At 70.7% G+C, this 14,277-nt stretch carries 11 protein-coding genes and 1 pseudogene; 6 read left to right on the forward strand and 6 right to left on the reverse strand.

Annotated elements, in window-relative coordinates:
• Nucleotides 1–69: 69 nt before the first annotated feature.
• Nucleotides 70–5,178 (forward strand): annotated as a pseudogene (locus AB0N03_RS42545) (adenosylcobalamin-dependent ribonucleoside-diphosphate reductase); the annotation flags it as partial.
• A 57-nt stretch (nucleotides 5,179–5,235) separates the two neighbouring features.
• On the opposite strand, the gene AB0N03_RS42550 reads toward AB0N03_RS42545, so the two are convergent.
• Nucleotides 5,236–6,072 carry an FAD-dependent monooxygenase gene (locus AB0N03_RS42550; protein WP_364385071.1) on the reverse strand — a complete coding sequence of 279 codons (837 nt, stop codon included), beginning with the start codon at nucleotides 6,070–6,072 and terminating at the stop codon, nucleotides 5,236–5,238.
• Between the two features lie 38 nt (nucleotides 6,073–6,110).
• On the opposite strand from AB0N03_RS42550, the gene AB0N03_RS42555 reads away from it, so the two are divergent.
• Both AB0N03_RS42555 and AB0N03_RS42560 read left to right on the forward strand, forming a co-directional pair.
• Entirely contained in the window at nucleotides 6,111–6,347 is a 237-nt protein-coding gene (locus AB0N03_RS42555) for a TetR/AcrR family transcriptional regulator C-terminal domain-containing protein (RefSeq protein ID WP_364385074.1), read from the forward strand.
• A gap of 81 nt (nucleotides 6,348–6,428) precedes the next feature.
• The gene (locus AB0N03_RS42560; protein WP_364385077.1) at nucleotides 6,429–8,144 is read left to right on the forward strand and encodes a hypothetical protein; all 1,716 of its coding nucleotides are present in this window, start codon (nucleotides 6,429–6,431) and stop codon (nucleotides 8,142–8,144) included.
• A gap of 56 nt (nucleotides 8,145–8,200) precedes the next feature.
• Here the strand turns inward: AB0N03_RS42560 and AB0N03_RS42565 are convergent, their stop codons facing one another.
• The 3 genes from AB0N03_RS42565 to AB0N03_RS42575 form a co-directional block, all read right to left on the reverse strand.
• Nucleotides 8,201–9,010 carry a hypothetical protein gene (locus AB0N03_RS42565; protein ID WP_364385080.1) on the reverse strand — a complete coding sequence of 270 codons (810 nt, stop codon included), beginning with the start codon at nucleotides 9,008–9,010 and terminating at the stop codon, nucleotides 8,201–8,203.
• A gap of 311 nt (nucleotides 9,011–9,321) precedes the next feature.
• Complete coding sequence (locus AB0N03_RS42570; RefSeq protein WP_364385083.1) at nucleotides 9,322–9,639, reverse strand: VOC family protein; 318 nt, start codon at nucleotides 9,637–9,639, stop codon at nucleotides 9,322–9,324.
• Nucleotides 9,636–9,791 (reverse strand): ribbon-helix-helix domain-containing protein, encoded by a 156-nt coding sequence (locus AB0N03_RS42575; protein ID WP_364385086.1) that lies wholly within the window; start codon nucleotides 9,789–9,791, stop codon nucleotides 9,636–9,638. The genes AB0N03_RS42570 and AB0N03_RS42575 overlap by 4 nt, the downstream gene beginning before the upstream one ends.
• A gap of 101 nt (nucleotides 9,792–9,892) precedes the next feature.
• Between AB0N03_RS42575 and AB0N03_RS42580 the strand changes: the two genes are divergently transcribed.
• On the forward strand, nucleotides 9,893–10,627 hold the full coding sequence (locus tag AB0N03_RS42580; protein ID WP_364385089.1) for a ferritin-like domain-containing protein: 735 nt from the start codon (nucleotides 9,893–9,895) through the stop codon (nucleotides 10,625–10,627).
• On the opposite strand, the gene AB0N03_RS42585 is transcribed toward AB0N03_RS42580, so the two are convergent.
• On the reverse strand, nucleotides 10,624–11,163 hold the full coding sequence (locus AB0N03_RS42585; RefSeq protein ID WP_364385092.1) for a helix-turn-helix domain-containing protein: 540 nt from the start codon (nucleotides 11,161–11,163) through the stop codon (nucleotides 10,624–10,626). The two genes, AB0N03_RS42580 and AB0N03_RS42585, sit on opposite strands and share 4 nt — an antisense overlap.
• 77 nt (nucleotides 11,164–11,240) lie before the next feature.
• On the opposite strand from AB0N03_RS42585, the gene AB0N03_RS42590 reads away from it, so the two are divergent.
• Nucleotides 11,241–11,852, forward strand: a complete 612-nt coding sequence (locus AB0N03_RS42590; protein WP_364385095.1) for an NAD(P)H-dependent oxidoreductase — start codon at nucleotides 11,241–11,243, stop codon at nucleotides 11,850–11,852.
• On the forward strand, nucleotides 11,852–12,166 hold the full coding sequence (locus AB0N03_RS42595; RefSeq protein ID WP_364385098.1) for a multidrug efflux SMR transporter: 315 nt from the start codon (nucleotides 11,852–11,854) through the stop codon (nucleotides 12,164–12,166). The genes AB0N03_RS42590 and AB0N03_RS42595 overlap by 1 nt, the downstream gene beginning before the upstream one ends.
• Here the strand turns inward: AB0N03_RS42595 and AB0N03_RS42600 are convergent.
• The gene (locus AB0N03_RS42600; RefSeq protein WP_364385100.1) at nucleotides 12,156–14,168 is read right to left on the reverse strand and encodes a prolyl oligopeptidase family serine peptidase; all 2,013 of its coding nucleotides are present in this window, start codon (nucleotides 14,166–14,168) and stop codon (nucleotides 12,156–12,158) included. The genes AB0N03_RS42595 and AB0N03_RS42600 overlap by 11 nt on opposite strands.
• Nucleotides 14,169–14,277: the final 109 nt, after the last annotated feature.

The following is a 14,277-nucleotide window of genomic DNA, read 5'->3' on the forward strand; positions in this document are numbered from 1 at the left end:
GTTCGACCGATGACCGAAACCGTGGGAACCGGCGCGGCCGCCGGCAAGAAGAGCAAGGCGGCCGGCGGGCTGAGCGTGAAGCGCGTCTTCACCACCGAGGGGAAGCACCCGTACGACCAGGTGACCTGGGAACAGCGCGACGTCGTGATGACGAACTGGCGCGACGGCTCGGTCAACTTCGAACAGCGCGGCGTGGAGTTCCCGTCGTCCTGGTCGGTCAACGCCACCAACATCGTCACCAGCAAGTACTTCCGCGGCGCCGTCGGCAGCCCCCAGCGCGAGCGCAGCCTCAAGCAGCTCATCGACCGCGTGGTGAAGTCCTACGTCAAGGGCGCGCGCGACCACGGATACTTCGCGACACCGCAGGACCTCGAAATCTTCGAGCACGAGCTCACCTGGATGCTGCTGCACCAGGTCTTCAGCTTCAACTCCCCGGTCTGGTTCAACGTCGGTACGGCGTCAAAGCAGCAGGTCAGCGCGTGTCAGCCGTACGACGCCCTGGTGAGCACGCCCGGCGGCGCCGTGCCGATCGGCCGTTTCGTCGAGCTGGACGCCGTGGGCGCCAAGGTCTACGACGCCCACGGGCTGACCAAGGTCGTCGCCACGAAGGCGAACGGCGTCAAGGAAGTCCTGCGGGTCACCACGAAGTCGGGTCACGTCCTGGACGTCACGGCCGACCACCTGGTGTGGCGGGCGAGGTCGGGCGGCGGCAAGTTCGTGCTGGCCGGAGACCTGCGGGTCGGCGACCAGCTCGAATGGCACCGCCGTAGCGCTTTCGGCGAAGAGGAGATCCGGGAAGCTGACATCGCCGAAGCCGCCCTCGCGGGCTGGCTGCAGTCGGATGGCTTCGTCGGTCAGTACCAGGGAACGAACCGCTCGCTCACGATCGAAGCGATGACCGTGAACGACGCCGAGCCGGCCTGGGTGCGCGACGCGCTCGACCAGGTCTTCCCGGACGTCCACCGCCACGAACGTCCCGTCGAGACCCAGGGCGAGACGCTCGACTGCCGCCGCACCCGGCTGTACGGCAAGGTTCTCGAGAGCTTCGTCGACGCATGGGGGCTGCGTGCCCGGGGGACCGACATGGAGGTGCCGGCGCACCTGCACACGGCGCCCCTCCCGGTCGTGGCCGCCTACCTGCGGAGCATCTTCCAGGCCGAGGGCTACGTCTCGGCGCGGGAACGGTCCACTTTGGTCGCGCTGGACATGATCGGCGAGGAGCTGGTGCGGGGCCTCCAGCAGCTGCTGGCCAGGTTCGGCATCTTCGCTCGCGTAGGCCGCAAGAAGGAGAGCCGCCCGGACCGGCACGACCTCTGGGGCATCCGGATCCAGAACGCCGGCGACCGGCGCATCTTCGCGGACGAGATCGGCTTCATCGATCCCGTGAAGACCGCGAAACTGGAGGCGTCGTTCGAGAAGCCCGGCCTGGCCGCCCACGAGACGAAGCGGCTGGAGATCGCCGCGATCGAAAGCCGCGGCGAGCTGCCGGTCTACGACATCCAGACCGAATCCGGTGAGTACCTGTCCGGGAACCTCCGCGTCCACAACTGTTTCATCCTCGCCGTCGACGACACGATGGAGTCGATCCTCAACTGGTACCGCGAGGAGGGCCTGATCTTCAAGGGCGGCTCCGGCGCCGGCCTGAACCTCTCCCGCATCCGCTCCTCGAAGGAGCTGCTGACCTCCGGCGGCACCGCGTCCGGCCCGGTCTCGTTCATGCGCGGCGCCGACGCGTCCGCGGGCACCATCAAGTCCGGCGGCGCCACCCGGCGCGCGGCGAAGATGGTCGTGCTCGACATCGACCACCCGGACATCGAGGAGTTCGTCCAGACCAAGGCGCGCGAAGAGGAGAAGATCAAGGTCCTGCGCGACGCCGGGTTCGACATGGACCTCTCCGGCGCGGACATCTCCTCGGTGCAGTACCAGAACGCGAACAACTCGGTCCGCGTGTCGGACGAGTTCATGCAGGCGGTCGAGAACGGCACCGAGTTCGGCCTGCGCGCCCGGCTCACCGGCGAGGTGATCGACCGGACCGACGCGAAGAAGCTGTTCCGCAGCGTGGCCCAGGCCGCGTGGGAGTGCGCCGACCCCGGCATCCAGTACGACGGCACGATCAACGACTGGCACACCTGCCCGGAGTCCGGCCGGATCACCGCGTCGAACCCGTGCAGCGAGTACATGCACCTCGACAACTCGAGCTGCAACCTCGCCTCGCTGAACCTGCTCAAGTTCGTCACGCCCGAGGGCACGTTCGACGCGCCGCTGTTCGCGCGCGCCGTCGAGTTCGTCATCACGGCGATGGACGTCTCGATCTGCTTCGCGGACTTCCCGACCGAGCCGATCGCCGACACCACGCGGAAGTTCCGCCAGCTCGGCATCGGCTACGCGAACCTGGGTGCGCTGCTGATGGCGCTGGGCCACGCGTACGACTCCGACGGCGGCCGCGCGCTCGCCGCGGCGATCACGTCGCTGATGACCGGCGTTTCGTACCGGCGCTCGGCCGAAATGGCCCAGGTCGTCGGCGCGTACGAGGGTTACGCGCGCAACGCCGAGTCACACCAGCGCGTGATGCGCAAGCACGCGGCGGCGAACGAGCTCGTCCGCACCTACCACGCCAACGACGCCGCGGTCCGCGCGCTGGCGACGCAGGAGTGGAAGAAGGGCATCGACATCGGCACGAAGCACGGCTGGCGCAACGCGCAGGCGTCCGTGCTCGCGCCGACCGGATGCCTGACGGCGGACACCCTGGTCACCACCGATCGTGGACTGGCGCGGCTGTCCGAACTCGGCGAGCTGTACGGCGATCGCTGGCAGGACGTCGGATTCACGGTCGCGACCGATGAGGGTCCGCGCCGCGCGACCCAGTTTTTCGTCAACGGCGAGGAGCCGACGCGCCGGATCGAAACCAAGGGTGGCTACCGGGTCCAGGGCACCCTCGCCCACCGGGTCAAGGCGGTGGATCCGGACACCGGGGCCTGGGCGTGGAAACGGCTCGCCGACATCCGGCCCGGCGATGTGCTGCCGATGCAGCTGGGCGGCCTGTTCGGTGAGCCGCGCATGGTGCCGCTGCCGGTGCTCGACCAGGCGTACTACGCCGGTGATCGCGATATCCGGGTGCCGGACGTGGTCGATGCCGAGCTCGCGGAACTCGTCGGCTACTTCGAAGGTGATGGCAGCCTGCACGCCAAGGGCATCCGGCTCTGCGTCGCCGACACCGATCTCGACGTCGTCGACCGCCTCCGGATCCTGGGCAAGGGACTTTTCGGGCTCGAACCCGTGGTCCGGCAGTGCGAGGGGTACCAGGAGGTGACCCTTCAGTCGGTCCGGCTGGCCCGCTGGTGGCAGGCCGCCGGGTTCGCGAAGGACCTGCCCGGCGCCGACCACACGGGCAAGGGATGGACGCCGCGCGTGCCGGCGACCATCCGGGAGACCAACGACCCGGAGATCTACGCGGCTTTCCTGCGCGGGGTGTTCGAGGCGGACGGCACAGTGCTCGAAGGGGTCCCGAGCGTCTCCACGTCGTCGGAACTCTTCGCCGAGGACCTTCGCACGCTGCTGCTCGCGGTCGGCATGGCGACCACGACGCGCCGGACGACCAGCGGTTTCGGCAGCCCGATGCTGCAGGTCCGGCTGCGCAACGTCGATCACGCGATGATGTTCGACGAGGTCGTCGGCTTCATGGGCGAACGCAAGGCGCGGCTGCTGGTCTGCCTCGAGCCGAAGGGATCGGCCAAGGGCGACCGGGTTCACCTGCCTCGCGAAGTGTGGGACGAGCTTGTGCCCTCCGGTCACGAATCTCGCGACGCCGTGGTGCATTCTCTGCGGAAGACCGGTGGTGTGGCCAGGATGCTGGCGCACCGGATCCACTCCGAGACCGGCGATCCGCGACTCGGCCGGGCGCTCAGGTACCTGTTCGAGCCCGTCGAAGCCAATGTGGACGGTGGTGTCCAGCCGACCTACGACCTGTCGGTGCCGGACAACGTCACCTACGTCGCCAACGGTTTTGTCAGTCACAACACCATCGGCTTCATGATGGACTGCGACACCACCGGCATCGAGCCGGACTTCTCGCTGGTGAAGTTCAAGAAGCTCGTCGGCGGCGGCTCGATGCAGATCGTCAACCAGACGGTGCCGCGCGCGCTCGAGGCACTGGGCTACCAGGCCGAGCAGGTCGAGGCGATCGTCGAGTTCGTGGCGCAGAACGGCCACGTCGTCGACGCGCCGGGGCTGCGGCCCGAGCACTACGAGGTGTTCGACTGCGCGGTCGGCGAGCGCTCGATCGCGCCGATGGGCCACGTCCGGATGATGGCCGCCGTGCAGCCGTTCCTCTCCGGCGCCATCTCGAAGACGGTCAACATGCCGGAGTCGGCGACGGTCGAAGAGGTCGAGGAGATCTACTTCCAGGGCTGGAAGCTCGGCCTCAAGGCCCTCGCGATCTACCGCGACAACTGCAAGGTCGGCCAACCGCTGTCCACGGCCAAGAAGGAGAAGGCGGCCGCGGAGCCGGAGAAGGTCGTCGAGTACCGGCCGGTGCGCAAGCGCCTGCCGAAGAAGCGCCCGAGCCAGACGGTGTCGTTCACCGTCGGCGGCGCGGAGGGTTACCTGACGGCGGGTTCGTACCCGGACGACGGCCTCGGCGAGATCTTCGTCAAGCTGGGCAAGCAGGGCTCGACCCTGGCCGGCGTGATGGACGCGTTCTCGATGTCGATCTCGGTGGGCCTGCAGCACGGCATCCCGCTCGAGTTCTACGTCTCGAAGTTCTCGAACCTGCGCTTCGAGCCGGCGGGCATGACCGACGACCCGGACATCCGCATCGCGACGAGCGTGATGGACTACCTGTTCCGCCGCCTGGCGCTGGACTACCTGCCGTACGAGAAGCGCTCGCAGCTGGGCATCCTGTCCGCGGACGAGCGCTCGGCGGAGGTGGAGGCCACCTACGGCGGCGGCGCGGGCGTCGACCTCGAGGCGTTGAGCTCCACGGTGGACTCCTCACCCGAGCCGCACGCGGAGGAGCCGGAGCACCCGCACCGCGAAGCCCAGACGACGACGGAGCTGATGGAGCTGCGCCTCGGCAAGGCGGCGGACGCCCCGCTGTGCATGACGTGCGGAACGAAGATGCGCCCGGCAGGCTCGTGCTACGCGTGCGAAGGCTGCGGCGCGACGTCCGGATGTAGCTGACGGCCGACGCTGACCCGGGTGGGTGCCACCCGGGTCGGCGGCAGGCTTGCCGCATCCTCACCGGCGGGCGAGGATGCGGCCCACCGCCCCGGCGGCCTCGTCCGGGCGCACCAGCACCGCGCTGCCGTCTGCGATTCCCGTGGCGCGCAACCATTCTTCGTCCTCGACGACGTGCACGTCGAAATCGCCCGTCGGTGGCTTTCCGGGACCGGTGAGCAAGGTCAGCCCCCTGCCGACCAGGTCCAAAGTGGACAGGCCGTCGGCGAGCCAGGCGTGGGGGAGCCGCGATCCGGGCGTCCCGTCGAGCACGGCGTCCTCGGTGGAGGGCAGTTCGGGCCGCGCGCCGAGCACCGCCGCCGAGTCGTAGCGGTAGCCGAGGTGGACCACCGGGGCGTTGACGACGCCGGCCGCCGCGTGGGCCGCCGCGGCGGCCGGGCCCTGCTCCCAGTGCAGCCGGGGGTCCGCCAGCCGCCGCAACGCCTGGTCGAGCACCAGCGCCGCCACCGGACGGCGTTCGGCTTCGTAGGTGTCCAGCAGTGCCGGACCGGCGGCGCCGTCGAGGACCGCGGCCATGCCGAGCGCGGCGCGCACCTCGCTGCGGCCGCCGTCGGCGACGACGTTCGGGCTGTTCGGCACGGCGGGCGGCGTGTCGGGCAGGTCGGCGGTGGCCAGGGTGGGGGCGGCGATCTTGCCGAGGGTGGCGGTGCGCCGCACGGCGACCGCTTCGACGGCGTCGGCGATCCCCACCTGCCGGAAGAACTCCAGGGTGCGGAAGCCGAGGCCGGTGGCGCGCGGGTGCGTGGACGGACCGCCGGCGCGTTCGACGACGAGCGCGGGCACGCCGCCGACCTGGCGCGCGTCGGCCGCCAGGTCCGCGCGACGCTGCTGCGGCACCCTGGCTGAGCGGCGAGATCCCCGGCCGTCCGGCCTACGTGTTCGGCACGGTGACGCAGGAGCTGGCGGAGCTGCAGGCCCAGCGCCGGTCGGGGCGGACGAAAGAACAGTGGCAAGCGAGCGTCGGGCCCTACATCCGCGAGGTCATCGCGAGCGGTGCGTTCCCCCAGTTCTCGCGCCGGGTGGTCGAGGGGGCGGACCGGAGCGCGGAAGAGGTCTTCGAGTTCGGCCTGGGCTGCGTGCTGGACGGCGTCGCGGCTCGCGCGCCGCGCTGAGCGGGAAAACACTTCCGGGAGGCACTAAACCAGTTCCCTTCGTGCGGCGTTCTTCGTGCGGAACCGGGGAGGGAACCGCCGATGGCCTCACTTGTCGCCGATCAGCGCGCGCAAGAAACCGAGAGATCTCCACGCGGCAGGCCGATTTCCGCCTGGTGGGTGCTCGGGGTCGTGCTCGCGATCTTCGCGTTCCTGGCCTGGCAACGCCGCTGGGTGTGCGACGACGGCCTGATCGTCCTGCGCACCGTGCAGAACGTGCTCGACGGGAACGGCCCGGTGTTCAACGCCGGCGAGCGGGTGGAAGCCAACACGAGCACGCTGTGGACCTACGTCCTGGCGCTCGGCGGGCTGCAGCCGTGGCTGCGGCTGGAGTGGGTGGCGGTCGTCGCCGGGCTTTTGTCCGCCGTCGGCGGCCTGTTCTTCGGGCTCGACGGCGCTCGGCGCCTGTTCCCGGGCCGGCACATCGGGCCGGCGGGCGCCCTCGTGGTGCTGGCGCTGCCGCCGTTCTGGGACTACGCGACGTCGGGCCTGGAGACCGGGCTCGTCACCCTGTGGCTGTCGCTCGCCTGGTGGCGGCTGGTCCGGCACGCGACCGGCGGCCCGGTCCGGAGCTGGCCCACCCTGCTGCTGCTCGGCTGCGGCCCGCTGGTGCGTCCCGAGTTCGCGCTCGTCTCCGCGATCACGTTCGCCGCGCTGGTGCTCGTGGTGCGCCCGGGATGGCGCCGCGGCCTCGGCTGGCTCGCGCTCACCGGCCTGATCCCCGTGGCGTATCAGGTGTTCCGGATGGGCTACTACGGGCTGATCACGCCCAACACCGCGCTGGCGAAGGAAGCGACGCAGGCCCGCTGGGACCGCGGGTGGCTTTACCTCGTCGAGCTGGTCGACGCCTACTGGCTGCTGATTCCGGTCGCGCTGCTGCTCGTCGTCGCCGTGCTCGCCCTGCGCGACCGTGACCGGACGACGCTCGTGGTCGTGCTCGCCCCGGTGGTCGCCGGCGTCGTGCTCGGGCTGTACGTCACCCGGGTCGGCGGCGACTACATGCACGCCCGGATGCTCCTGCCCGTGCTCACCTGCCTGCTCCTGCCGGTCATGGTCGTCCCGCTGACCCGGTGGACCACGCCGCTCGTGCTGGCCGTCGTGGCCTGGACGGTCACCAGCGCCGTCGGCCTGCGGCCGGTCTCCGCCGAGCAGCACAAGATCGGCGCGTACGGCATCAGCGACGCGCGCGTGTTCTGGGTGGACTCGACCGGCCACGGGCACCCGGTCACCGCCGAGGACGCCGCGCTGATCCCCGGCTACCTGCCCGAGCTCGCGGCGGCGCGCTCGCGGGTGAGCGGGCCGGTCGTCGCGGTCTCGGTGAACGGGGCGTGGGTGGTCTACCCGGCGACGCGAACGGTGATCTCCAGCCCCGGCGCGCTCGGGTTCCCGGGGCTGCTCCTGCCCCGGACCGAAACCGTGGTCGACGACCTGGGGCTCGCCGCCCCGCTCGCCGCGCACAGCCTGCCGGTCGACGGCCGGGCGGCGGGGCACCAGAAGGAGCTGTCGGTGGCGTGGACGATCGCGGACGCCGGGGCCGGCTCTCCCGAAGAGCTCGCGGCCGCGGGGAACGACGTCGTCTCCGCCGGTGAGATCGCGGCGGCGCGGAAGTCGCTCGCCCGGCCGGAGATCCGCGAGGTGCTCGACTCGGTGCGGGCACCCCTGACGTTCGGCCGCTTCTGGGACAACCTCGTCCACGCCTTCGGCCGAAGCCGGCTCCGCTTCGCCCCGGACCCGCTCGACGCCCAGTTCGGACGCTGAACGCGACCGAGCCGGGCCCACGTCGGTGCGGGCCCGGCTCGGTCGCGATCGGAGGGTCAGTCCTCGTCGTAGGAGTCGTAGTCGTTGTCGCCGTCGGACCAGTCGTGGTCGTGGGCGTCGGCGACCGCGGTGGTCGAGTACACCGCCGTCCCGGCCGGGCCGGCCGCCGTGTACCAGTTGTGGTAGCCGGCGTAACCCGGCACCGCGACCGCGTGGACGCCCTCGGACGACGCGCCGTCGGGGCCCGCCGCCAGGTGGCTCGACGCGTAGGCGGCGTGGTCGTCACCGGCGTAGCTCGCGACGTGCGTGGAGGTCGCGCCGTCCGGACCGGCCGAGTGGGACTCGTGGGCGTAGCCGGCGTCGTCGTCATCGTCGTCGTCGGTGTCGGCGACCGGCTGCGTGTAGGTGACGTGGTCCGCGGGCTCGACCGGGTCGGGGTGGGAGACGGCGTGGTGGTGGTTCACCGCCATGTGGTCACCGTCGTGGTCGCCGGTCCAGCCGTGCACGTGGTGCGTGCCGTTCCAGCCGTGGTCGTAGTCGTCGTCGGTGTCGGTAGCGGTCCAGCCGTCGTCGTCCCAGTCGTCGTCGGCATCGGACTGCTCGCTGTGGGTCACGGCCGCGCCGCCGATGCCGGCCACCGCGGTGTCTTCCTCGGACCAGTGGTGGCCCCAGTAGTCGTAGCCCTCTTCGGTGTCGGTGGTGCCCGCGCCACCGATGCCGGCCCAGGTCGCGGAGCTTTCGGAGCTCCCGTAGCTCCAGGGCTCATACGGGCCGTCGAGGGTGCCCGCCGACGAAGGAGCGGCGATGCAGAGCGAAATCGGCAGTGCGAATGCGCCCGCGAAAGCGATTCGTCGCAATGTGGACATGGTTGATCGGGGTTCCTTCCTGGCTGCGGTGCCCAGCGAATTTCGGGGTTTCGGGCACCGGGACAGAACATCTGCCCACTTCGGACCATACCCGGCGTTCCGACCATCTGACCTGCGTGAATACCCGATCGGTGTGGGGAACCCGCCCAGTGGAGGACAACGGTGAAGGGGGGTCGGAACAGCGTAGGCCGGGTGCGCGGAGATGTCGGCGTGAATGGTACCGAATCACTCGCTCAGGTAGTCCGATGTTTATTCGGAAATCGCCCGGGTTCAATTCGGCGGCGGCGAGCATTCCCGGCGAGTGCCGCTCGTCAGCTCCCGGCCTGGAGGATCCACTCCCGTCCGTCGGGGTCGCGGACGGTCATCTCCCGCGTTCCGAAGTGGGTGTCTTCGAAGGGGGAGACGACCTCGACGTCGGGCGGCACGTCGCTGCCGGTCTTGACGACGAGCTTCATCCCGGTGGGCCGGCTTTCGGGAACCTCGGCGACGAAGACGTAGGGCCCGTCGCCGTTGCGCAGCAGCCCCGAGTTGTGGTCGGTCGCGAAGTCGAGTTCGAACCCGAGGGCCTGGAAGAACTTGGCCGCCTTGCCCCAGTTGTGCGTCTCGAGGTACACGGCTTCGATGGTCATGGCTTTTCTCCTTCGGTGGCGAGGTACTGGCGAAGGGCCTCGGTGACGAGCGCCGACAGCGACTGCCCGGTGTCGACGGCGTGGTGCTTGATCTCCCGGACCAGGTCCACGGGGAGGTACACGTTGAACTGCTTGACGTCCTTGTCCGCCATGACAGAATGCTAGCATCCTAACTTGGTAGCGCGTCAACCTTCACCGGATCTCCACCGGAGCCGCTCGGGAAATCCACGGCCGCGCGGCAGGATCGGGCCCGATGAACTGGTTGCGGGAATTCGAGGCGGAAGCGGAGCGGCGACGGCGCGGGGAGGACCCGCCCTGGGCGCGCGGAGCCCGGCTGCACCCCGACGTCGCCAAGAGCGTGCAGCGGTTCCAGGTCGGCGAGGCCGGGGACGGCGCCAACCTCATCGCGAAAGCCGGCGACGGCGACTACCTCGCCGCGGTCAAGCTCTTCGTCGCCGAGGAGCAGAACCACGCGCGGATGCTCGCCGAACTCCTCACCGCCGCCGGAGTGCGCACGATAGCGACGCACTGGTCCGAGACCGTCTTCGTCCGGCTGCGGCGGGCGCTCGGGCTGCGGCTCGAGCTGATGGTGCTGCTCATCGCCGAGGTCGTCGCGCTGCGGTACTACCGCGCCCTGCGCGACGGCGCCGGCGACCCGCTCGTCACGCAGGTCGCCGCCCGGATCCTCGCCGACGAGGAGCGGCACGTGCCCTTCCACTGCCACCGGCTGCGGATCGGGTTCGCGGGCTTCTCCGCGCCGGTGCGCGCCGCGGTGTCCGGGGCCTGGCGGGTGCTGCTGCTCGGCGTCGCGGTCACCGTCGCCGCCGACCACGGCCCGGCGTTGCACCGGCTCGGCGTCGGACGGCTCGTCTTCGTCGCCGACGTCCTCACGGCCTTCGAAGCCGCCCTCGCGCTGATCCGCGGCGAAGAGCCGAAACCGAAGCGGGTGTACGTCCCGAAGCGTGCCCGGCCGCGGGGGCTCGACTAGAGAAGACCGGCCAGCTCTCGCAGCGACGCCGTGATCCGTTCCGGCGACACGCCCCGCCCCCGCTGGTGCAGGTACAGCTCCGGGGCGAGCGGCGCCAGCAGGACGTCGGCCAGCACGTCGGGGTCGGGCGCGCCCGCCGCCAGCACCTTGACGTGCGTGCGCCAGAAGCCGTACGCGCCCGTCGTGAAGCGGGAATGGCCCACCTCCGTGCCCAGCACCAGGTGCGCGTGCCGCTCCAGCAGCTCTACCATCGCCGCGTAGAACGCGGCCAGCCGCTCGGCCGGCGGCGCGCCCGGGCCCAGGGGCGGGTCGCCGCGCAGCAGCGACTCCTGCAGCTGCCGCTCGTGCTCGTCCAGCAGCGCGACGGCGATCGACGCGCGGTCCGGGTAGCGGCGGTAGAGCGTGCCGCGGCCGACGCCGGCCGCGCGGGCGATGTCCTCCATCGTCACGTCGGCCGCGCCGTGGGCGGTGAACAGCTCGTCGGCCGCCGCGAGGATCTTCGCGCGGTTGCGGGCCGCGTCGGCGCGTTCGGGCATGGCGGCAGCCTAGGGAATAAGCGGACGGGGCGTCCAGTTGACCTCAAGCGGACACCGCGTCCACTTGAGGAGGAATCGTGAGCCACCTGCTGCACCTCGACTCCAGTGCCCGCCGCGCGTCGTTCTCCCGAGAACTGTCCGCTCGCTACGCCTCGACCTGGGAGGGCACCCGCACCTACCGCGACCTCGCCGCCGACCCCGTCCCGGTGATCGGCGAAGCGTGGACCGAGATCTGCGACGCCCTGCTCACCGCGAGCATCACCGATCCCGCGCGCTACGCCGACGTCGTCGAGACGCCCGCGCAGAAGCAGGCCTGGGCGGTCGTCGAGCCGCTACTGGCCGAGCTGCTCGAAGCCGACGTCGTCCTGATCGGCGCGCCGATGTACAACTTCTCCGTCCCGGCCGCGCTCAAGACGTGGATCGACCAGGTGACGTTCCCGCGGATGTCTCTGGCGGGCAAGGCGTTCGTCATCGCCGGTGCCCGCGGCGGGACGTACGCGCCGGGGACGCCGAGAGCCCCGTTCGACCACCACGAGCGCTACCTGCGCGACTTCATCGCCGGGCACTACGACGTCGACGACGTCCGGTTCGTGCACGCCGAGCTGACCAACGCCCTGGTCGACCCGCACCTCGCCGCACGCGACGGAGAGCGGGCAGCGTCGCTCGAAGCGGCACTGAGGACGCTCTGATGGGCTGGGTGACGCTCGTCTTCGCCGGGCTCGTCGAGGTCGCCTGGTCGCAGAGCATCAAGCCCACGGAGAACTTCACGAAGCCGTGGCCGACGCTCCTGTGCTTCGTGCTCGGCGCCGCCGCCGTCTACCTGCTCTCGCGCGCGATGGACGCCGTCCCGGTGGGCACCGCCTACGCGGTGTTCACCGGGATCGGCGCCGTCGGCGCGATCGTGCTCGGCGTCGTCGTGACCAAGGACCCGCTGAGCGTCGGCCGGGTGGCCGCGCTGGCCCTGATCGTCGGGGGCGTCGTGCTCGCGCGGGTCACTTCGTGAGCTGCTCCCACAGGAACTCGAACACCAGCGCCCACTTGAACGCCAGCTGTTCGTTGTCGGCCGCGGCGCCGTGGCCGCCTTCGATGTTCTCGTGGTAGCGGACGTCGTGCCCCTGCTCGCGCATGCGCGCCACCATCTTGCGGGCGTGGGCGGGGTGCACGCGGTCGTCGCGCGTGGACGTCACGAACAGCGACGGCGGGTACGCGCGTCCACTGTGGACGTTCTGGTACGGGGAGTACTTCGAGATGTACTCCCATTCCGCGCCTTCGTCCGGATCGCCGTACTCGGCCATCCACGACGCGCCGGCCAGCAGCAGGTGGTACCGGCGCATGTCCAGCAGCGGCACCTGGCTGACGATCGCGCCGAACCGGTCCGGGTAGCGCGTCAGCATGACGCCCATCAGCAGGCCGCCGTTGCTGCCGCCCTGGATGCCGAGCCGCTCCGGCGTCGTGATGCCGCGCTCGACCAGGTCCGCGGCCACGGCGGCGAAGTCCTCGTACACGCGGTGGCGCCGCGCCTTGATCGCCTGCGTGTGCCAGCTCGGCCCGTACTCGCCGCCGCCGCGGATGTTCGCGACGACGTACGTGCCGCCGCGTGCGAGCCAGCCGCGGCCGATCATGCCGCTGTAGGACGGCGTGAGCGAGACCTCGAAGCCGCCGTAGCCGGTCAGCAGCGTCGGCCCGCCTTCGGCGCCGGAGGGCCGGACGACGAAGTACGGGATCTTCGTACCGTCCTCCGACGTCGCGAAGTACTGCGCGACGTCCATGCCCGAAGCGTCGAAGAACGCCGGAGCCTGCTTCAGCACTTCGACCTCTTCGCCGACGTGGCCGTAGCTCAGCGTCGACGGCTGGAGGAAGCCGCTGGAGTTGATCAGGTACTCGTCGCTGACATCGGGGTCGGTGTCGAAGATGTCCGCGCTGCCGAACTCCGGCCCGCCCGACAGCGGTTCCTCGGCCCAGCCGTCCGGGCCCGGCGTCAGGGTGCGCAGCTCGGTGCGGACGTCGCGCAGCGTGCCGAGCAGCAGGTGGTGGCGCGTCCAGGCCCAGTAGTCGAGCGAGGTGTGCTCGTCGGGGGCGAAGAGCGTGGTGAAGGCCCGGTCGCCGGCCATGAAGTCGTCGAACCGGATGCCGATCAGCGAGCCCGCCGGGTGCTCGGTGCCGCCGGTCGTCCACGCCGTCCGCGGCCGCACCAGCAGCCATTCGCGGTGGACCGACGCGCTCGCGTCGTCGGGGACGTCGATCTTGACCAGTCCGCCGGGCGTGCGCAGGTACAGCTCCGAGCGGTAGAAGTCGACGGCGCGGCTGACGAAGTCGCGTTCGAAGCCTTCGGTCGGGTCGTGCGACGCGCCGATCGAGACGTCCTCGGGCTTGCCCTCGTAGACCGTGACAGCCTCGACCAGCGGCGTGCCGCGGCGCCACTCCTTGGCCAGCCGCGGGTAGCCCGAGCTGGTCAGCGTGCCCTCGCCGAAATCGGTACCGACGTAGACGTGGTCTTCGTCGATCCAGCCGATCCGCGTCTTCGCCTCCGGCACGGTGAAGCCGCCCTCGACGAACTCGTGCGCGTCGAGGTCGAACTCGCGCACGACGGTGGCGTCCGCGCCGCCGCGGGACAGCTCGACCAGGCCGCGCCGGTAGCCCGGCCGCAGCACGGTGGCGCCCTGCCAGACCCAGTTCTCGCCCTCGGCCTCGGCCAGCGCGTCGACGTCGAGCAGCAGCTCCCACTCGGGCTCGGCGCGCCGGTAGGACTCCAGCGTCGTGCGCCGCCACAGGCCGCGCGGGTGGCTCGCGTCCTGCCAGAAGTTGTAGAGGAGCGCGCCGCGGCGGCGCACGTACGGGATCCGGTCGTCGGCGTCGAGCACCTGGCGCAATTCGTCGCGCAGCTCGGCGAACCGCGCGCCGCGGGTCAGCTCGGCCAGCGTCTCGTCGTTGCGGGCGCGCACCCAGCCGAGCGCGTCATCGCCGGTCACGTCTTCCAGCCACAGGTACGGGTCCTCGACACTCATGCCGACAGTTTCTCTTGCCAATGGTCCCGGTGGCCACCGGTCGGCGTTTTCGATTCGTGATCCTTCCCTCTTCGGTGGTCCGTATGCTGGTGCCATTGAGCAGGGGGAG

The sequence above is a fragment of the Amycolatopsis sp. NPDC051061 genome, from assembly GCF_040682935.1.
Taxonomy (GTDB): Bacteria; Actinomycetota; Actinomycetes; order Mycobacteriales; family Pseudonocardiaceae; genus Amycolatopsis.